This is a genomic window from Butyrivibrio sp. MC2021, from assembly GCF_000621605.1.
In the GTDB taxonomy this organism is placed as follows: Bacteria; Bacillota; Clostridia; order Lachnospirales; family Lachnospiraceae; genus Butyrivibrio.
On sequence record NZ_JHXX01000011.1, the window covers coordinates 23,775 to 44,167 of the forward strand.

General features: G+C 45.3%; 16 protein-coding genes. 5 read left to right on the forward strand and 11 right to left on the reverse strand.

The features are described from left to right. Window positions 1-259: 259 nt before the first annotated feature. Window positions 260-1,135: a helix-turn-helix domain-containing protein gene (locus tag T359_RS0114085; RefSeq protein ID WP_026518028.1), complete on the forward strand. Its 876-nt coding sequence runs from the start codon at window positions 260-262 to the stop codon at window positions 1,133-1,135. Between the two features lie 39 nt (window positions 1,136-1,174). Here T359_RS0114085 and T359_RS0114090 read toward each other — a convergent pair whose 3' ends face one another. Both T359_RS0114090 and T359_RS0114095 read right to left on the reverse strand, forming a co-directional pair. Next, the gene (locus tag T359_RS0114090) at window positions 1,175-2,260 is read right to left on the reverse strand and encodes a peptidylprolyl isomerase (RefSeq protein ID WP_026518029.1); all 1,086 of its coding nucleotides are present in this window, start codon (window positions 2,258-2,260) and stop codon (window positions 1,175-1,177) included. Then, window positions 2,257-3,660, reverse strand: coding sequence for an NAD(P)/FAD-dependent oxidoreductase (locus T359_RS0114095; protein WP_026518030.1), 1,404 nt, complete (start codon window positions 3,658-3,660; stop codon window positions 2,257-2,259). Before T359_RS0114095 ends, T359_RS0114090 begins: the two co-directional genes overlap by 4 nt. A gap of 209 nt (window positions 3,661-3,869) precedes the next feature. Here T359_RS0114095 and T359_RS0114100 point away from each other — a divergent pair, with 209 nt between their 5' ends. Genes T359_RS0114100 through T359_RS0114110 form a run of 3 tightly spaced genes read left to right on the forward strand, consistent with a single transcriptional unit; the run spans window position 3,870 to window position 5,625 of the window. Further along, window positions 3,870-4,187 (forward strand): PadR family transcriptional regulator, encoded by a 318-nt coding sequence (locus tag T359_RS0114100; protein ID WP_026518031.1) that lies wholly within the window; start codon window positions 3,870-3,872, stop codon window positions 4,185-4,187. Next, window positions 4,180-4,767, forward strand: coding sequence for a DUF1700 domain-containing protein (locus tag T359_RS0114105; protein ID WP_026518032.1), 588 nt, complete (start codon window positions 4,180-4,182; stop codon window positions 4,765-4,767). Before T359_RS0114100 ends, T359_RS0114105 begins: the two co-directional genes overlap by 8 nt. Window positions 4,768-4,770: 3 nt before the next feature. After that, window positions 4,771-5,625, forward strand: coding sequence for a DUF4097 family beta strand repeat-containing protein (locus T359_RS0114110; protein WP_026518033.1), 855 nt, complete (start codon window positions 4,771-4,773; stop codon window positions 5,623-5,625). A 39-nt stretch (window positions 5,626-5,664) separates the two neighbouring features. Here the strand turns inward: T359_RS0114110 and T359_RS0114115 are convergent, their stop codons facing one another. Next, window positions 5,665-6,273, reverse strand: coding sequence for a L,D-transpeptidase (locus T359_RS0114115; RefSeq protein ID WP_026518034.1), 609 nt, complete (start codon window positions 6,271-6,273; stop codon window positions 5,665-5,667). Between the two features lie 300 nt (window positions 6,274-6,573). Beyond that, window positions 6,574-8,568, reverse strand: coding sequence for a 2-isopropylmalate synthase (locus T359_RS0114120; RefSeq protein WP_026518035.1), 1,995 nt, complete (start codon window positions 8,566-8,568; stop codon window positions 6,574-6,576). A gap of 223 nt (window positions 8,569-8,791) precedes the next feature. Here T359_RS0114120 and T359_RS0114125 point away from each other — a divergent pair, with 223 nt between their 5' ends. Further along, window positions 8,792-10,390, forward strand: a complete 1,599-nt coding sequence (locus T359_RS0114125; RefSeq protein ID WP_026518036.1) for a glycoside hydrolase family 43 protein — start codon at window positions 8,792-8,794, stop codon at window positions 10,388-10,390. Between the two features lie 56 nt (window positions 10,391-10,446). Here T359_RS0114125 and T359_RS0114130 read toward each other — a convergent pair whose 3' ends face one another. The 7 genes from T359_RS0114130 to T359_RS0114160 form a co-directional block, all read right to left on the reverse strand. Then, the gene (locus T359_RS0114130) at window positions 10,447-12,465 is read right to left on the reverse strand and encodes a methyl-accepting chemotaxis protein (protein WP_026518037.1); all 2,019 of its coding nucleotides are present in this window, start codon (window positions 12,463-12,465) and stop codon (window positions 10,447-10,449) included. Between the two features lie 170 nt (window positions 12,466-12,635). Continuing rightward, window positions 12,636-14,177, reverse strand: a complete 1,542-nt coding sequence (locus tag T359_RS0114135; RefSeq protein WP_026518038.1) for an AAA family ATPase — start codon at window positions 14,175-14,177, stop codon at window positions 12,636-12,638. Between the two features lie 9 nt (window positions 14,178-14,186). Further along, on the reverse strand, window positions 14,187-15,590 hold the full coding sequence (locus T359_RS0114140; RefSeq protein WP_026518039.1) for a vWA domain-containing protein: 1,404 nt from the start codon (window positions 15,588-15,590) through the stop codon (window positions 14,187-14,189). A 32-nt stretch (window positions 15,591-15,622) separates the two neighbouring features. Then, complete coding sequence (locus T359_RS0114145; protein ID WP_026518040.1) at window positions 15,623-16,981, reverse strand: sodium-dependent transporter; 1,359 nt, start codon at window positions 16,979-16,981, stop codon at window positions 15,623-15,625. A gap of 208 nt (window positions 16,982-17,189) precedes the next feature. Then, complete coding sequence (locus T359_RS0114150; protein WP_035784578.1) at window positions 17,190-17,867, reverse strand: DUF4956 domain-containing protein; 678 nt, start codon at window positions 17,865-17,867, stop codon at window positions 17,190-17,192. A gap of 13 nt (window positions 17,868-17,880) precedes the next feature. Then, window positions 17,881-18,570: a polyphosphate polymerase domain-containing protein gene (locus T359_RS0114155; RefSeq protein ID WP_026518042.1), complete on the reverse strand. Its 690-nt coding sequence runs from the start codon at window positions 18,568-18,570 to the stop codon at window positions 17,881-17,883. After that, window positions 18,567-20,387, reverse strand: a complete 1,821-nt coding sequence (locus tag T359_RS0114160; protein WP_081795594.1) for a CotH kinase family protein — start codon at window positions 20,385-20,387, stop codon at window positions 18,567-18,569. The genes T359_RS0114155 and T359_RS0114160 overlap by 4 nt, the downstream gene beginning before the upstream one ends. Between the last annotated feature and the right edge of the window lie 6 nt (window positions 20,388-20,393).

A 20,393-nucleotide genomic window follows, 5' to 3' on the forward strand; every position in this document is an offset into this window, starting at 1 on the left:
TTTTTGATTATCAATTATTGCCAATTTATTCTCGAAAATCATCATCGATTTTTGTGCAAAATCTTCAATTTTTAAGTTTCTCTTTTTAGCCTTTTCATGAAAATTGTGTACACTTTGTGAAAAGTCTGACTATGTGTCTTGCTTTTTTAGCCTAAAAAAGCAAAAATTAGTATCGTAAAGGATTATCAATATTTGTCTTTTTGATAATTTCTTTGCATCGGGGAAAAGGTATGGGGAAAACTGTGGGGAGGAACTGCATATGATCGAAACGTTGAATGGCTTTATCGAAACCGTAAATTGCAAGACTAGTACAACATTAAAGCTCTACGATAATATGGAGTATGAGGACTATCCGTCTCATTGGCACTCCGCCATTGAGATCATCATGCCGGTAGAGAATTATTACACTCTGAATTTCAACAACAAGCTGGTGAAGCTTCGGGAGAACGACATCCTTCTTATCTGCCCGGGCTGCATCCATGCTATCATCGCTCCGGAGAGCGGCAGGAGGATCATCTTCCAGCCCAACACCTCTCATCTTCGCTTCATGACTGAGATTGAAGGGCTCATGTCCGCTATTTATCCATATATTGTCATAACACCCGAGGATTACCCCCAGATCCACTCCAGGGTCAGAGAACTCCTTCTTTCCATAACCAGGGAATATCAGAACAGCACCACCTGCTCAGAGATAAATATTTACTGCATGCTGCTGGAGATGCTGGTACTGGTGGGACGAAGCAAGGCCGCCAAAGCCGCCAGCTCAGTGGATGACAAGCTGCGAAGCCAGGACGAGATCGCGGTTAAGCTGACAGAGATCTGCGACTATATCAACACCCACTGCTGTGAGGATCTGAAGCTGGATGAGCTTGCCAGTCTCTCAGGCTTTAGCAAGTTCTATTTCGAGAGACTCTTCAAACGCTTCACGGGCATGAGTTTCTATAAATATGTTAATCAAAAGAGGATAGCCAAGGCCCAGGAGCTTCTGGTGGAGCCAAGAAGCAGCGTCACAGATGTGGCGGTGAGCTGCGGATATTCATCCATATCCTCATTTATCCGCATGTTCAAGCTCCACAAGGGCTGCACTCCCACCGAGTTCAAGAACATGTACTGGAAATCAGGAAGTACCAGATAAAAACAAGGCCGCTCCGGATCGGAGCGGCCTATTATTTTGCTAGTCGAAATGCTTTTTGTATACTTCTATAAAATCTGAACTTCTGACATTGGCGTCAGAAACAAGTTCCACTGAATTCCATAGGGGTTCGTTCAATTCCTTGGTCAATGTACCGACAAAGGCGTCATATTGCTGACCGAATACCTCACGTTTTCTTTTGGCAACGATCTTAACTTTATTTGCCTCTGTTTCTTCACGGTTAAACGTACTAATACATTTGATTATAACGTAGCCTTCTGAAGTTTCTATTATATCACTTACCTCTTCAGTGCCAAGATTAAAGGCGGCCACTTCGTAAACTTCTTCCATTTCTCCTTTTCCGAAAGAAAGGACAGACTCGTCAGATTCGTTGTAGGTGGCGGAGACCTCCTCAAAGCTGGACTCGCCGCTTCGAAGAACCGCAGCTGCTTCCTTGGCCCTAAGATATGCGGTCTTTTTCTGAGTCTCGGAAAGAGGAATCCTCTCACCGGAGGCGTCTACCTCATAGGTCTTGATCACAAGCTGCTCCACGGTAATGGTTCTGGCCTCGTCGTCACTGATCTCGGGATTGATGTCCCTTATGATGTAGTCATAGAGCTTGTCCGCGATGGCCTGCTCTCTCATTATCTGAAGGATGTCATCCTCGGTTACGCCCTTCATGGCTGCTATATCGGAATCCGTCAGGGATGAATAATATTCCTGGGCTGCGGCTATGGCCTTGTTTTCCTCGGCTTCATCCAGGGTTATCTCATTCTCCTTGGCCAGAAGGTTCATGGCCTTTATCTGGGCCAGCTTGGCAAGGACCGACTCCTTCAGCCTGTCCTCCACTGTGCCGCTGTCGGTCTCACTTTTCCAGATCTCGGAGCCGAAGGTGTTCTCATAGCCCACCTGGGTATTAACAAGGTAGACCATGGCCTCCTGAAGACTGCAGACGCTGTCCTCTATTCTGAAGACCTCGTCATCGGAAAAGCCTGTGGTAAATACAATCTTGCGGTCCGTCATGCCACAGCCTGCCAGGGATGAGGACGCAAGAACAAAGGCTCCCACCAGGGCAATAGCCTTTCCTGTTATATTGTGAAATTTGCTGTTTCTATGCTGTCTTTTCATGCTTCCAATGTCTTGATGATGCTGCGGGCAACAGAAAGTCCGTTGGCGCTGGCCTGCTGAAGACCTCTTGTGACGCCGGCTCCGTCGCCGATGGCTCTGAGTCCCTTGATGCTGGTCTCAAAATCCTTGTTAACAATAACCTTATTTGAATAGAACTTTACCTCAACGCCGTAAAGCAATGTCTCATCTGAAGCAAGTCCCGGTGTTACTTTATCAAGGGCCTGGATCATCTCGTCCAGGTCCACCATGATCCTGTGGGGGAAAACAAGAGAAAGGTCGCCGGGTACCGCATCCTTAAGGGTAGGTATCAGGTTGTTTCTGCAAAGTCTCTCCTCTGTGGTTCTTCTGCCGCGACGGAAATCGCCGTAGGTCTGAACAAGGATCTTGCCGCCGCAGAGCATGTTGGAGAGCTCCGCGATCTTTTTACCGTATTCGATAGGTGTCTTGAAGGGCTTGGTAAAGTTCTTGGATACCAGAAGAGCAAAGTTGGTATTGTTGGTCTTAAACTCTTTTCCCTTGTAGGCATGTCCGTTAACCACCGCAAGACCGCCCTCGTAGTACTCTGTTGCCACTTCTCCGGAAGGATTGGTGCAGAAGGTCCTGACTTTATCATCAAAAGTAGGAGTGTGATAAATGAGCTTGGCCTCGTAGAGGTTCTCGTTAAGGAACTGCATAACCTCGTCTCTTACCTCAACTCTTACGCCCACATCCACGGTTCCGGGCTTGGTCTCGATGCCGATCTCCTCGCACTTATCCTTGAACCAGTCTGCGCCTTCACGGCCTACAGCACTGACGATCTCTTTGGCCCTGTACTCCTCGCCCTTGTCGGTCTTAACTCCGATGGCAACACCGTCTTCAACGATGATGTCTGTAACCATGGTGTTAAAGAGAATCTCAACGCCCTTGGAAAGAACGTGCTCCTGGAGCTTGGAATAAATCTTGTAGCCTTCCTCGGTGCCCAGGTGTCTTATGGGGCACTCCACCAGCTTAAGGTTGGCATTGATGGCCTTTCTTCTGATCTCACGGATCTCGGCCTCCTTGTCAATGCCGTACACGCTCTTGTCAGCGCCGAACTTGATATAGATCTCATCTGATTCATGGATCAGCTCTGTGGCCTTGTCATAGCCAAGGATCTCAGGGAGATTGCCTCCTACGTCCGGTGAAAGTGAAAGCTTGCCATCTGAAAATGCTCCCGCTCCCGCAAAGCCTGTTGTGATGGAGCAGGGCTTGCAGCCTGCGCAGGTCTTGGTTACACGCTTGGGACAGTTTCTCTTTTCTATAGAGCGTCCCTTTTCTATCATAAGAACCTTAAGATCAGGTCTTTTTTCCATAAGTTCATAGGCGCAGAAAATGCCGCCGGGGCCGGCGCCGATTATGATAACATCTACGTTATTTGCCATAATTAATTACCTCCTAACTACAAATCATAGCAGGTTATTATACCATGAAACCGGCGGAAAATCCAAGGTTTTCATTTTGGCCGTTTTGCCCAAACCGCCTGTTTATACGGGTTGTAGAATTTTACAAAATTTCGTTAAAAAGTTTTCATTATACCTCTTGACACATAATACTATGCGTCATATAGTATTGTGTAACAGGAGGTATTGAGATGGAGAACCAAATGAAAAGAGGGCTCCTGGAGGTCTGCGTACTGGCGGCCATCAAGAGCGAAGACTCCTACGGTTACCAGATCATAAAGGATATGAGTTCTTTTGTGGAAATTTCAGAATCCACCCTCTACCCCATTCTAAGGCGCCTTGAGAACCAGAAGCTGCTCACCGTCCGGACCGCTGAGCACAACGGAAGGCTCCGTAAGTATTACCACATCACGGAAGCCGGGCTGGCAAGGCTGGCCACCTTCGAAGAAGAATGGCGAGAACTCAAACAGATTTATGAATTTGTGACAAGGGAGGTAAAAAATGACTAAGCAGGAATTTACACAACAGTTGTCAAACAGCCTTGCAGGGCTTAATGAAGAAGATATCAGAAAATCTATTGATTACTACTCAGAGATGATAGAAGATCGCATGGAGGATGGCATGACTGAGGAGGATGCGGTGGCCGCTGTGGGAAGCATCGAGGACATCAGATCCCAGATTCTTTCGGAGGTGCCCATGACCAGGATCGTAAAAGAGAAGATCACTCCCAAGAGAGATTTCAGAGCGGGAGAAATTGTCCTTCTTGTGCTGGGAGCGCCCATATGGCTTCCCCTTGTACTGACAGTTATCATCCTTGCTCTGACACTTTTCCTGGTGTTCTGGGTAATCATCATGTCACTTTATGTGGTTGATCTCTCTGTGTTTATATCTGGCTTTGCGTCCATTGCAGGCGCATTTTTCGCAAGCTCAGGCTTTATGTCTGCAGTATTTTTCATTGGTGCAGGCCTGTTTCTTCTTGGTCTGTCGGTATTGCTGTTTTTCGGCTTCAATCAGGTATCAGGTGGCATGCTCTATTTGAGCAGGCAGATGGGCCTTGGTATCAAGAAAGCCTTTGTAGGAGGTAGATAAAAAATGAGAACAGAAAAGAAAGTAGCTATTGTTGTTGCAGCAGCACTTATGGTGATGGGGGTAGGTATGATGGCTGTGTCCTCTGTGGCAGCCAGAAACAATTTCATGGGACTTATCAGGACCGATGAATATGAGGTTAAGACCTATGACATCACCGAGGATTTTGACAATATCGATATCGGTGTGGGTGTGAACGATATTATTTTCCAGAAGTCCGAGGATAAGAATGCACACTTTACCTGCGCTGAGACAGAGAAGATCAAATATTCCGTTGAGGTTAAGAGTAACACTCTTTTCATAAAAGAGAAAAATAACAAGACACTGGTGGATTTCATGAGCTTGAATAACACTCCTTCCAATGTTCTTTATCTTCCCAAGGATGCCTTTAAGAACGTTACCGGCAGTCTTGGAAGCGGTGATATTACCATTGATGGCTCTTACAGCTTTGATGAGCTGTCACTTAAGGTTGGAAGCGGCGACATTTATGTAAGCGATGTTTCCTGCAGCAAAGCGGTTGAGGCCCATGCCTCCAGCGGATCTGTCAATTTCACTGATGTTACCTCAGGCGGGTCCTTTAACGCCGTAACAGGCAGCGGCCGCATCGAGCTTAGCAACTGCGAAGGTAAGGATGTGAAGCTTAAAACCGGATCAGGAAGGATCGTTCTTGATAAGTGCGATGGAGACTCACTGGTTATGAGCACCGGCAGCGGTGATATCCGTGGCACTCTGAGGACAGGCAAGGTCTTCGAAGCAAAAGCCGGCTCGGGAGATGTTTCGGTTCCTGCCAGCACAGAAGGAAACGGAACCTGCGATGTTAAGACAGGCTCCGGGGATATTGATATTACTATTGAAGGGTAAAAATAATGGAGATTGGGATTAACCCAATCTCCTTTTTTATTAGTGAACCTTAACTACGGTGCCGATAGTGGCAAGGTCAAAAAACTGTTTTGCAACCTCCGGAGGAAGGTTGACGCAGCCGTGGGAGCCGTCGGTCTTGTAGATCTCGCCGCCGAACTTGCTTCGCCAGTTGGCGTCATGGAGGCCGCAGCCGCCCTTTGTGAAGGGCATCCAGTACTCTACCCAGCTGTGCCAGGTGGGACCGTTGAGCCATTTTCCTCTTACATGTCCGTAAACGGCGTAAAGGCCTGTGGGGGTATCCCGGTTAAGGGACACATTTCCGGTTACGCAGGGTGTTGAAAGGATTGGCACGCCATCCTGAACATAGGTAACAGTCTGATTGGCTATATCCACGTCAACGTAGGTGTTAAGCGGTATTCCCGCCTGCTCCTCCGCTTCATTCTGGAAGCGTCCTTCGTAGATCCCGAAATTGATATAGTGGTTGACCAGGGCTGAAGTGCTGGTTCCCACTGCATTTGCTACATCGGGATATTTCCTTGCGTAGTAAGCGGGATCAAAGCCACTTGCCCGGGAAGTAACCGGCAAAATAAGGGTCATGAAAGACACGATAACCATCGATAAAATCAGGGTTTTTACTCTTTTTTTCATAGGCGTCACCATCCGTTATTTCATATATTAATTATACGTCGTAACGTATAGAGATATTCTTAAAAAAGGCTTAATAAAGAGTAAAGACTATGGGCGGGGGTTGACCCACAAGACCACCCGGTAGATTTACTTTAGGCTTTAGCTCTGGGCTCTGCCCAGACCCGTCCTCGCCGGAAGGCAGGAGGACCGGCGAAAAAGAAGCCGGCTATGCGAGTAAATCTGCCCCCCATGGCAGTGGCCAGACTACCGGGAAGCCAACCATTACCGGCTTCGTGCATTTTGAATATCGGCGGCAATTCCTCACCTGGTGCTGCTGCGGTACTGGACAGGGGTCATGCCGTATTTCTTTTTGAAGAGGCGGTTGAAGTGCTCAACGTTCTGATAGCCGGCAGCCTCAGCCACTTTCTCGACTTTCATATTGCCGTTTCGAAGCAGTGTGCTGGCTTTGTTCAGCCTGATCCTCTTCACGTTCTCTCCGAAGGTCATACCGGATTTTTCCTTGATGTACTTGGAAAGGTATGGCTTGGAAAGATAGAACTGGCTGGAGAGGTCATCCAAAGTAACAGTCAGGTAGTTCTCCTGAATGTAGTTGATGATGGAATTGATCCTCTCGTCCTTATTGCCGGTGCTCTCTTTTACATCATCTATCTGGTTAACTGCGATAACCAGCGCATTGATTGAGGACTTGATGATATCCTCGTCGATACCAACGCCCCAGAACTTCTTGCCGTTAAAGGTGATACCAACATAGGTGCAGGCCTTGGAGGAGGATCCTCTTGAAAGAGCGTGCTCCTCGTAAACAGAAAGCTCGTAGCTAACGTTGAAGTACTGCTTGATGGCGTTACTTACAGCGTCCAGACGACCGTTACCGTTGGCCTCAACCTTGTGGGACTTGTCTGCATGGGCAATGGTAACTTCAGCTAAAATACCGTCGATCTGCTTGAAGTGAACTTCAGGAATCCTGAATACATTGTCGTTATGTACGTATTTATCCTCAAAGATCTGATAAATTCTTGCAGGTGAAAGCTCAGCATGCTCTCTGTCGGAGATGTCCTTGATGGTATAGGAAACATCCGCCTGCATCTCCTTGGGAACCATGTAACCGAAGTTGGTCTTGAGGATATAGCTTACGCCGCCCTTGCCGGACTGGCTGTTGATTCTGATAACGTCTCCGTCGTACTCTCTGCCAAGGTCCTTGGGATCGATGGGAAGATAAGGAACGGACCAGATGCCCTTGTCCTTCTTCTGCTCGTGCCATGCAAAGCCCTTGGAAATAGCATCCTGGTGGGAACCTGAAAATGCGGTAAATACCAGCTGTCCTGCATAGGGCTGTCTCTCGTAGATGCGCATTCTTGTAAGTCTCTCGTAGGTCTCTCCCACCTCTGTGATATGTGAGAAATCCAGTCCCGGATCAACTCCGTGGGAATACATATTTACAGCCAGGGTAACAATGTCCACGTTACCTGTTCTCTCGCCGTTTCCGAAAAGTGTTCCCTCGATTCTGTCAGCTCCCGCAAGGCATCCAAGCTCTGCGTCGGATACACCGGTTCCTCTGTCGTTGTGAGGATGAAGGGAAAGAGTAACCGCATCCCTGTATTTCAGATTCTTGCTGATATACTCAACCTGTGTCGCAAAAACATGGGGCATTGCGATCTCAACGGTGGTAGGAATATTGATGACTACTTTATTCTTTTTGGTGGGTTTCCATACATCAAGAACCGCGTTGCAGACCTCTACAGCATAGTCTACCTCTGTTCCCGGGAAGCTCTCAGGGGAATACTCAAAGGAGAAATTGCCGTTGGTCTCTTTTGCAAGCTTATCAAGGAGCTTGGCTCCGTCTACAGCGATCTTCTTAACCTCTTCCTTGCTCTTCTTGAAAACCTGCTCTCTCTGAGCCACGGAGGTTGAATTGTACAGATGGATGATGGCCCTGGGAGCGCCCTTAACCGCTTCAAAGGTTCTCTTGATGATGTGCTCTCTGGCCTGGGTCAGAACCTGAACCGTAACATCATCGGGGATCATGTTCTTCTCGATAAGGGTTCTTGCGAACTCGAACTCAGTCTCGGAAGCTGCCGGGAATCCGATCTCTATCTCCTTAAATCCAAGATTTACCAGCATTGTAAAGAACTCAAGCTTCTCATCAAGGCTCATGGGCTCGATAAGGGCCTGGTTGCCGTCTCTAAGGTCAACGCTGCACCAGATGGGCGGATGATCAAGGTAGTCTTTTTTCACCCAGTCGTAGCTGCACTGGGGTGGCATAAAATACTGACGCTGGTACTTCTTAAAATTTTCCATAGCTTTCTCCTCTTTTTATGTAAACAGAATAAAATAAGTCATTTTTATTGATAGTTATTATCATATCACACTTTAACGCAAAAAAGTTATGATAATTTTTATCTTTTTTCTTGATGTTTTTTATCCCAAGAAAAGATAGCAAGAAATCTGTAGTAGTAGCAATAACACAAGGCTATAATGTGTTAAAGTGATAAAACTCATAATCAGTGGGGGCAAAAGCAATATGAACATTACGTCAAATATCAATCCTCTTACCAGGATGGACTACCCGGATCCGGATGTGATAAGAGTTGGGGACACTTACTATATGGTCAGCACCACCATGTACTTTTTTCCCGGGTGCGAGATATTAAGGTCCTATGACCTGATGCACTGGGAGCATGCCGCTTTTGTGTATGACAGGCTGGATTCCACAGAGGGTCAGAGACTGATGGGAAAAGAGAATGTCTATGGTAAGGGCATGTGGGCTGCTTCTATCCGCTACCATCAGGGCAGGTTCTATGTGATCTTTGTGGCCAACGACACCAACAAGACATATCTTTATACCTCTGAGGAGATCACCGGTCCCTGGAAAAAGAGCGAGATTCAGGGCTTTTATCATGACAATTCCCTTTTGTTTGATGATGACGGAAGAGTATATATTGTCTATGGAAACAGGGAAATCTTTCTGGTGGAGCTTGATGAAAACCTGACAGGCCCCAAGGAAGGAGGCCTTAACAGAGTGATCGTCAAGGACAGAGACGACTGCTTCCTTGGCTATGAGGGCTCCCACTTTTATAAGATAAACGGAAAATACTACCTCTTTTTCATAAACATCCCAAGAGATACCGGCCGCCGCACCGAGAGCTGCTTTGTGGCTGATTCATTGGATGGTGAATTCGTGGGAAAAGCTGTATTTGACGACGACAACGGCTTTGTAAACAGCGGCATCGCTCAGGGAGGAATCGTTGATACTCCTTCAGGAAAATGGTACTCTATCCTATTCCAGGACAGCGGCGCAGTGGGAAGAATTCCCCATCTTATTCCGGTGGAATTCAAGGATGGCTTCCCGGTTTTCGGCTGTAACAGCACTAAGAAGGACACCACTTCTACTCTCGGAGCATATCTTCCGGCCCAGTTCGAGATTGAGGACTTAAGACCCGGATATGAATATGCTCCCCTCTACGGCTCAGATGATTTCAAAGATGCTGCAGCAGGCCCATCCTTTGGATTTAAGTCCTTCTGGCAGTTCAACCACGAGCCTGACCTTGAGCTTATTGAACATAACACTACAGAAGGCTTCTTTAAGATAAAAACAGGAAAGCTTGCCACCAACCTTGTGCAGGCCCAGAATACCCTGACCCAGAGAACTCTCACTCCAAGGAGCGCGGCAGAGGTTACCCTGGACGTCTCAGGTCTTAATGACGGCGACTACGCAGGCCTTTGCGTTCTCCAGAGCTCCTACGGTTTTGTCGGTGTCACCCAAAAAGAAGGTAAACGCTTCCTTGTAATGTGCACCAGAGAGATCAGAGTTCCCGGAATCTGGGGTGAGAGAAAAGACGATCAGGCTCCTCAGGAGCTTGAATGCATACCTCTTGAAGAAGTTACCGGAGATACTAAGCTTATCCGCCTCCGTGCAGGAGTATCCTTTAATCACATGAAGGACTATGCAAGCTTCTCCTACGCATCTGTCTCATCCGAAGACTTTACAACTATCGGAGAACCCAAGAAGCTCCGCTTCCGTCTGGACCACTTCACCGGTGCACGCTTCGGACTATTTGCCTACAGTACAAAAGAAATTGGCGGCTCTGCCAGGTTCACAGATTTTAAATACGTCGACTAAAAAACGGCTCCGGGAAAACCGGAGCCGTAATCTTTATATTCTTTATTTATTGAAGATTATTTAAAGAACGCAATCTCTTCGTTGAGCTGACTAGCAATGCTCTTCAAGTTATCAGCAGAAGATGCAAGGGTTGTAACCGTTGCGGAGAGCTCCTCCATGGAAGCTCCTGTCTCCTCTGAGGATGCGGCGTTCTCTTCGCTTATAGCAGAAAGTGAAGACATGGCGTCCGCAACAACATTCTTGGCACTTACACAGGTTCCTGCATCGGTTTCAATGCTCTTGGCACTGTCAACTGTGGCAGAGATATCCTGGATCATGGCATTTACACTCTGAACTGTGGCACCAAGCACCTCAACCTGTTCATTGTTCTCGCGCTGAACATCGGAGGCCATGGTAACTGCTGCCTGGGATTCCTCAAGAAGGACATCCATCTCTTTTCTGATCTCATCGGCCATGGCTCTTGAATCATCAGCCAGTTTGCCAATCTCTTCAGCAACTACAGAGAATCCCTTTCCTGCTTCACCGGCTCTTGCGGCCTCAATGGAAGCATTCAGTGAAAGGAGGTTGGTCTGGGTTGCAATGGAAGCAATTCCCTCAACCTTTTCATTGATATTCTCAACAGCCTTACTGGTGGCTGCGATCTTTTCTGAAATAGCGGAGATACTGTCACTCATATTCTGGCTGCTCTGCTGCAGATCTGCCAGACTCTGGGCTGACTCTGTACTTACATTCTGCATTCTGCCGGCAAGATTTACCAGGTCTTCCGTACTCTCCTGAACATGTCCGGTAGCCACATCAATGTCGCCAACGCTCTCAGTTACGCTCTGAATCTCATCAGCCTGCTGTGTGGCACCGGATGCGATCTCCTGTACCGCAGTGGAGACGTCATCCGCAGTCTGGGAAATCTGATTGGCCGTATCTGCCAGTTCCTCAGAGGACTCGTTAACGGCTGCCGTAGAGTCCTTGATGCTTTGGACAATGGAGCCGAGTTTATCTATAACGGAGTTTGTATTGTTTATGATATCGCCGAATTCATCTTTTCGATTGGTATATTTATCAATAATCAGGAACTCACCATCAGCCAGCTTTGTAACGGAGTCATTAACAGCTTTCAGAGGTCTGGTAAAGGAGTTCGCCATATTAAGTGATATAGCAACTGCCATAATAAGCATAATAAGACCTATCGCAATAATCACATTTGCACTGGTCTGAGTTTCTCTCATAACCATATTGTAGTCAGCTACCACTATTACAACCCATCCGGTATTGGGTTCTTTTTGATATGACATAATAAGCTTCCTGCCACCGCTCTTTCCGATGTAGCTTCCGCTTGAGTTGGTCTGTGCATCCTTAAAGGCCTGCAGATTACTCATATCCTCAAGATTATTGGCATCGATGGCACGCTCGGAATGACCGATCATATTTCCATCTCTGTCAAGAATCATAGCTTCTTCCTTTTTACCGGTATCAACCATGCCGGCAAGAAGCGTATTTAAAGAATTCAATTTATAGCTTCTCATGATAGTTCCTATAATATTTCCGCTTTCATCGTAGAGCGGAATAATAGGAAAAATCGTTGCTGAGCCGTCAGTTTTAGCAGCATAGACATCAGAAATATACTCTTTCCCCTGAATTGCAGTCTGGAAGTATGCTCTGTCAGCAATATTCTGAAGATCGCCTGAAGAACGTACAATCTGTTCACCATCAGGAGCCGTGACAACAATAGAATTTCCGCCTCCCAGGGACTCTTCCATTTTTGCAAGCCAGTTGACCATTACCTCATTTTCCCTGTCTTCAGGAGCAGTGGTAATATAATGTACCATATATGGGCTGGTAGCAGCTGTCCTTAAAGTCGCCATCATTTTCTCCACTTCTTCCATGAAAGAAGCCTCAACTACAGCAGCTTTTTGGGAATTGATGGCCTGAGCATCGGACAAAGACTTATTCATGCTGGTCATATAGTTAATGACAATAGAGATAACCAATGGGACAATACAGACAAGAAGCATCACCGTGATCAGTTTAGTGCTTACATTGTTAAATGAAAAACCCTTTCCTTTTGACTTTTCGGCCATAACATACCTCCTGAGAATTTTTGGGTAACAAAAAAGTGGGGATAAGTCATTACCCCCACTTACAATACTACCACTGTTCCCGATAAATAATGTATGTTATACCGATAATTAATAAATAATTTAGATAACACTTTGCACCAATGAGAAGTTTATATGCAAACCATATTATCTCAAAAATCCATCTGTAAAATCTGATCCTTAAGCTCCTGTCTGCGGTCATTCAAAAGAAGCAGCTTATTGTACTCATAATAAGCTTCGTTTCCTGTCTCCTTTACAAACTTAAGACTGTAATAGGCATTTGACAGCTCGGTGATAAAGATTACCATCTCCTGGCTGCCGGTGAGAGACTCCTTATTTCCGAAGGTCTCTTCTATGAAGCGGAAGCTGTTGGTGAGGTGCCTGTCAGTTTCTTTAATGTCAGCCTGACGAACATTCTCCTTCTTGGTAAACCAGTTCTTGGCAATGATGAAGGCTCCCTGAAGATCAGGCTCTGTCCCTGCCGCTGAAATCATATAGGAAATGCAGTCCCTGAGGCCCTCCAGAGCCAGAGTCCTGACGCGCTCATCCTCGCGGCTGAGCATTCCCGCTTCCTTATCGCTTTCAAGGTTGTACTTCATAACACCTTCTCTGTCCTTGAAATAGGAAATGCTGCTTTCCATGTCGGGATTCTCTTCTTCAGCATAGGCCTTGAACTCTTTTATGGTTTCAAAAAGGATCTTCTGGATAGCCTGACTCTCCGCATATTCCCTGAACTCTTCCATAAGCTTGTCTGTAAGAAGCCCGATGATACTGAGCTTTTCGTCAAAGGATCCGTCTCTTATGGACTTAAGGTCCTCAGGGAAGCTTCCCTCCAGGATCTCAGGAATCTTGTAGAGCTCGTTATAGCGGTGGTAAAGCTCATAATAATCCGCGAAATCTCTCGCAATCTCTTTGTTCTGAATGTACTGGACCACCAGGTTCTCATCCACCGGCATGGAGAGCTTCTCATGAACCTTCATGACTCTTGAAAGGTCCTCCCAGCCACGGGCTGTCACAAAGGTCCTGCCATCCACATCGGTCTTTATGCTGTAAAAATTGTCCTTTTTGATCTCAAGATAAGAAAGGATCGCGCCGTGAACCGCAGCCTTGTAGGCATAGGATTTCCAGGAGTCAAAGTCCTCCTCTATGTTGATCTGCCTTACACGGTCCAGAGTTACGATATCGAATTCCCTGACGGACTTGTTGTACTGAGGGGGATTGCCCGCAGTGACAATGATATACCCTGCCGGGAGCTTGTGGCTTCCGAAGGTCTTATACTGCAGAAACTGCAGCATGGTGGGAGCCAATGTCTCGGAGACACAGTTGATCTCATCCAGGAAAAGAATTCCCTCCTCCACTCCGGATTTTTCAATCTGCTCATAAACCGCGCCGATGATCTCGCTCATGGTGTACTCGGTTACGGAATATCTTTTGCCCCCAAACTCCTTGAGGCTGATCTGGGGAAGACCGATGGCGCTCTGTCTGGTGTGATGGGTTATGGTATAGGAAACAAGGCCGATGCCCAGATCGTGGGCTATCTGCTCCATGATTGCTGTCTTGCCGATTCCGGGAGGTCCCATAAGGAGAATGGGTCTTTGCTTCTCTGTGGGAATCTCGTACTGTCCCAGCTCATCCTTTTCAAGATAAGCTCTGACCGCGTTTTTTACTTCTTCTTTTGCCTGATCAATATTCATGTCTCTCTCCTAAATATAGAGCTTTAATGCCCAGTCCGGGACCTTTTCATCATCATAGTCCTGATCCTTGGGAAAAACAAATGCTGTGTCGTAAGTTGTTGGCTTGTCGGGATAAATCCCAAAGCCGTCGGTGAAATAAATAAGTCCCTTGAGGTTCTCAAATTCTTTTTTCGCAATAAGCTCCGAAACCCGCTCAAACACAGGCCTGAAGTCGGTGCCGTAGCCTCCCTCTATATGGATGCCCCCGGCGTATTTCTTCATATCCTCCACCGAGGTTATGATCTCTTCCCGCTGGACCTGGTCGTCGCACTCTATTATACGGATATTTATCCTTTGGAAAAAATTGTCCTTGGAAAGAAGCAGGGCTGCTGTCTCATTAAGGAAGCGCTGAACCAGCTCATCCTTGCAGGAGGCGGAGGTGTCGATGGCGATGACCAGCTCCTGTATCTTCTTGACCTCCCGGAACTCATTCTCCTCGATAAGGGGCATGTTGCCGTAGTAATCAAGGCCAAAGGAGTACATGCCGTAGTCGAAGCTGTCAAGATCGATGCCGCCCTCCTCCCTGAGGATCTTGAACCTCTGAAGGAACTCGCGATAGTCCCTGCGGGAAGTATTCTCGAATTTCAGTATCCAGGAGAGCTTGCCGATGCGGTCGCTGTGCTGCTTACCGATGGTCTCAATCTCGGTCTGAAGGCGCTTAGCCTCCTTCTCCCAGTTCTTTTCATTGTGCCTTATCTTCTGAAGACGTCTGGGGTTAATGTATTTCTCCGTGGTCTTTCCATCTTTGTTATCAAAAGGAGAATCGTAGTCCTGATCGATTGGTGGCTCTTCTTTGTCCTTATCCTTTTCAGGTTCGTCAGCCTTTTGGTCCTGAAGCCTTAGCCAGAAACCGTGGTCGTCCAGGGCGAATTCCCTCTCCAGTTTCTCCATTTCGTAGATATCAAGTTCGTGTTCTTTTTCGGAAAAAAATTTGTAGAGACGCTCCACGGTCAGGACCTTCAGCTCTTTTTCCAAAAGAGTGATCCATCTGTCCCGGTAGTCGGAGCTGACACGGTAGATGCACTGATAGTCGAAGCCGTCCAGGATGGACTCGGTGACTATGTCTGCGCACAAATCGTAAAGTCTTGTATCCTCATATTTCGCTGAGGTGTACATATGACGGAAAATGCAGTGAAGAAGCATGTGGAGATAGGTTCTGTTGAGCTTGCCGGGCTCCTCCACAAAAAGCCTTGCTACGTAAGCGGGATTAAACCTGATGTCCACCGCGTCGGTGCCGACGGTGGTGGTGGTCAGGTCAAGCTCGTAGCCAAGGCTGTTAAGTGCCGCGCCAAAGAAGCGCATGTCGATATATAGTTCGGTCCGCGATGCTGCAAGCACTTCGCGACCGGTAGTTTCAAGGTCTTGTCGTTTCATACCTTATACTTTATCAAGTTGGCGGTATATTTTCAAACTATAAGTCCCTGAATAAGAATGATAAGTATCAGTACCGGAAGGACAATCTGAAGGTACCACTTAAGGCCTCTGGGAAGCTTTAAGCCATCGCCGGTGTTAACCTCGTTGATATAGTTGTCAAAGCCCCATCCCAAGCGGGTTACGCAGAACAGCAGGAAGATAAGTGAGCCCCCGGGAAGAAGGAGGTTACTTACCAGGAAGTCCTCTGAATCCAGGACGCCGCGGCCTCCGATAAGAGCCAGGTCACTTAATACGTTAAATCCAAGAACGCAGGGAAGACTGGCGATCAGCATAAATACACAGTTAACTGCGATTGAACGGCCTCTTTTCCAGCCAAAGTTGTCGCTGCAGGAAGCCACAAGGTTCTCAAATACTGCGGTAACGGTTGAAAAGCTGGCGAAGGTCATAAACAGGAAGAACAGTGTTCCCCAGATACGTCCCCCTGCCATATTGATAAATACATCCGGCAGTGTCACAAAAATCAGGGACGGGCCCGCATCAGGCTTGATGTCATAGCTAAAGCATGCAGGGAAAATAATAAGTCCTGAAATAATGGCAACAAAGGTATCCAGCGCACAGATTCTTATTGCCTCACCGGTGAGGGCGTGATCCTTTGACATATAGCTTCCGAAGATCTCAATGGATCCTAGACCTACACTAAGGGTAAAGAATGCCTGGCTCATGGCTGCGGTGATAACCTTCCATATACCTACGCTTTTAGCCTTGTTTATATCTGGCAAAAGATAGAACTTAACACCCTCTGCTGCCCCCTCGAGAGTAAGGCTGTTTACAGCGAGAGTCATGATAAGACCAAGGAGAAGGATCATCATTATCTTATTTACCTTCTCAAGGCCGTTCTGAACGCCGAAGCTCAGAACACCAAAGCCAAGAAGCACTGTCAGTGTTGTAAAAATAGCCAGCTCCACAGGATCTGCCAAAAGGTCATCAAATACTGCGGCCACATCCTGATACTGAAGGCCGTTGAATCTGCCTGTGGCAAACTTGCAGAAATAGTTGAGCATCCAGCCTGAAACTGTTGTGTAGTACATCATAAGAAGGTAGTTACCTGCCATACATACCCATCCGTGAAGGTGCCACTTGCTGCCGGGCTTCTCCAGGGCTTTATAGCCCTTGACCTGTGTCTGTCTGCCGGCCCTGCCCATGGCAAGCTCCATGGTCAGCACCGGAATACCCATGATAAGCAAAAACAACAAATAAAACAGCACGAAAATCGCGCCGCCATTCTCTCCTGTCACATATGGAAACTTCCATACATTTCCTATTCCTATAGCGCATCCCGCGCTTACTAAAATAAAGCCCAATCTGGACTGAAAACTGCCTCTCTCGTTCATAAATAACCCCTCGTATCCGGATATCATGGAATCATATCTGGATTTTCTAAAGGATAAAAATGTAAAAGTCATTATCTGCGACGACACCGCTGCCGCATGCCATGCGTCTGATGCCAATACAGCCATCGAAATATATGAGTATGATTCATCGAATGCCGGTCTGTTCGCTGATCTGATACATATTTCATCAGACGGGCGAAAAGTATGTCTAAAATGTCACTTCGCCATCATGTGCAAGGACAGATACATTAGATACCCCATTGATAGCTGTCAATTTCTTAACCATATCCGTTACATCTTTTGTTGCAATTTCTACCGTTAAATCAAGTTCTGAAACAGATACATTGCGAGCTTTTACTGTATAGTGCCTAGAATACTGTTCAACTATTTTCAATATACTGTTTTCAATTTCAATACTATTTGCTTCAACCATCAATATCATTGGCGCTTTGGAAATAGGAAGCCGGTCAATAACCACAACTACAATAGTCAGGATTATAGCCAGTACTACTGCATATTCAGCATATCCCGCGCCACATATGATTCCTGTGCTTATAGCCCAAAATAAAAACATCAGGTCAAGAGGATCTTTAATTGCCGTTCTAAATCTTACTATTGAAAGTGCTCCCACCATTCCCAAAGAAACCACAAGACTTGATTGGATTGTAATGATGATCGCTGCGGTAATCAGTGCGACACCAACTAAACTCATATTAAAGTTCTTAGAATAAAAAGTCTTTCTGCATAAAAGCTTGTAAATCACAAAAATATATGCAGCAACCAGTGCTGTTGCCAGAAGCGCTACAATAAAAGTCGTTAATGTAATATCATTGGCAGCAAACCCTTCAAGAAATGATTTTTCTATTATTTCTCTTATACTTAACATTTTTCTCTCCATATCAGGAACAAAATTTTCTGCATAAATAGTATTTTGAAAAGGCTGATTGTGTCAGGTAATTCAATTGTAATGCATCATAAATAAAGTCCGGTAAAAACTCGTCATATTTTACTTCCATCAAAAGCATTCCGACAGGCAGTATAGGGCGAGATACAAAATTACCATCTAAAAATTTTTCTATGTTCTTCGAAGAAGCCAGCTGACTGTCAAAGGTGATTCTTACATTACCTGCTCGCTCTATATATGGCATCCTTTTATAGTCAACAATAACCTTAGGCTTCAATCCTTTTGTGTTTTGAAGAATAATAAACTTATTCAATAAAGAATCATTATTCGTGTTTTTAACGGATCTTCCTTCTATTATATCTTCCACCTGACTCTTCTGTAATCTGCAGGACATCTTTAAGGTCTTTCCATGTTCTTTTCTTTTGCACTCTAAACTGATCATATCAGTACTATTATCATAAATACGTATTCTGAACTTCTCCTTGAGATCAGATCCGTTTTCATTCTCATAGTAGCAGGAATCATAGTAATCATCAAAATACAGACTTGAAATATGATACATACCCGACTCACCCACATGACTATCCAGAGACATCAGTCTTCTTATTCGTTCTTTTAATACAGCTGCCTCCAGATCACTTATAGGATATTTGTATTCATGTCTATATTTTTCTTTAAAACTCATTTTTGTTTTGCCACCCCCTTACTAAATAGAAGGGAAAACCTGAGAGCAAAAGGCACAGAGAAAAGCCCCACAATAGAAACAAGAATAGATATTAAATCCCTATTCTTTTTAGCAAAAGAAAGAATTCTATCAACTAAACTAACTTCTACCCTTGTCAAAGTGACATTGTCATAAACAGCTGAATCAAAATTGTATTCTTCGTTAGTATCCTCAATATACCATTTGTATTTTTGATCAAATAAAGCAAAGCAATCCGGATTGCTTGAAACTGAAGCCCCCCTTGGCAGAGAAGCACGAATATAACTGTGTGCGTCGTCCGGAATATAGTATCCTATCTCAACAAAGTCTTCATTATCCAACCAAATTCTCTTTAAGAATGACAGACGTCTCGAAAGAAATCCCGCCAATTCTTCATATTCCTCAGAGGAGTCTATATTCCACCGAATGTCATCATTCTTCTTAGCAGAGAAAATGTCTTTAGAATAATTGCTTATTCCCCCATCTAAAAGTGCCTGTAGCACCGGGATAAAATCATTTTCAAAAGAAGTTATCACCATACTGTGAAAATATGGGTCTGAATTCAGCTTCGAATACCAGAGTATTCTATAATCATGACCTGCAAATATACATTCCGGGTTTGCCGCATCTCCCAGGTAACAATGCGTATTTCCAAGTATCCTGTCATAATCCCATATTGGTCCTCCATATACTTTCGTTGATCCGGCTTTCGTACAGCTATAAAAATACGAGCTGGACAAACTGGCATCACAATTCTCGAATATCTCATCGATCAGATATTTTTTGGTCCAGGAATCAATGTCAATAACGCTTTTAAGCGCGGATCCCCCCTCAGCTATTGCATCTTCGATCCGGCTGATGATCTGCTGTGTTTCTTTCTTTTCTTCATAGCCAAGTTGCTCCGGGCTTCTTACATCAATTATCGATCTGTCGTTTTCAACACGGATTACATAATTCGTATTTGAAAGCCTGGTTTTAAAATCCGCAGAAAAGAGATAAGAGTCATCCTGATCAACTTCCGATCTTTCATAAAAGGTATCAGCCGCCTGACACAATGTATACAACCCATAGTACTCTCCGTTCAAGTATAGATCCACAAATGCGTACTCAGATGTATCATCCATCCCAACCTTCTTAGCTGTATCAAAGACTATTGCATTTCGAATTCCGCTATAATCTCTGGCATTCGCCAACAGAACCCATTTAGAGCTCTGCTTCATCCCCAAAATCGATTCCGGCATACTGAAAATGACAGAAAACGGCTTTTTCTCATATGTCCAAGTTGTATTTCCTCTTCCCTTTATGTAAGAATCTGTTTTTGCAGTATCTATTTTGCCGTTCTTATCTACAACGGTAATTTTCGTCAATTCTTTGTGGTTTTTTGATTGCAGAACAGCTTTCATTGAACCGGTCGCAGTTGTAACATACATTGTAGAAACATTTTCTGACTTTGCAAAAATGATTTTGCTCTGTTTGTTGTTATAATCCATTAAATATTCAGTATTGTAAACTAGATTATCTATCTCTTTATTTACGGAATACACTTCACCGTCAATAATGGCTTCTTTGTTCTTATCCAATGCAAAAAATGAGCCACTCAAATCCGCATATGAAGGAATAAAATAATAAAAGCATTCCTCTTTCTCGTTATACCAAGGATATATCTTCTGTTCATCTGAAAGAACCAGGGCTGTCAATTGTGTAGTAGTATTTACGTCTTTTATACTAACCATGATAATAAATGCAAATACTATCATAATAATAGTAAGTCCAGCCATAAGAATACTTCTTCTTGACATAACGTG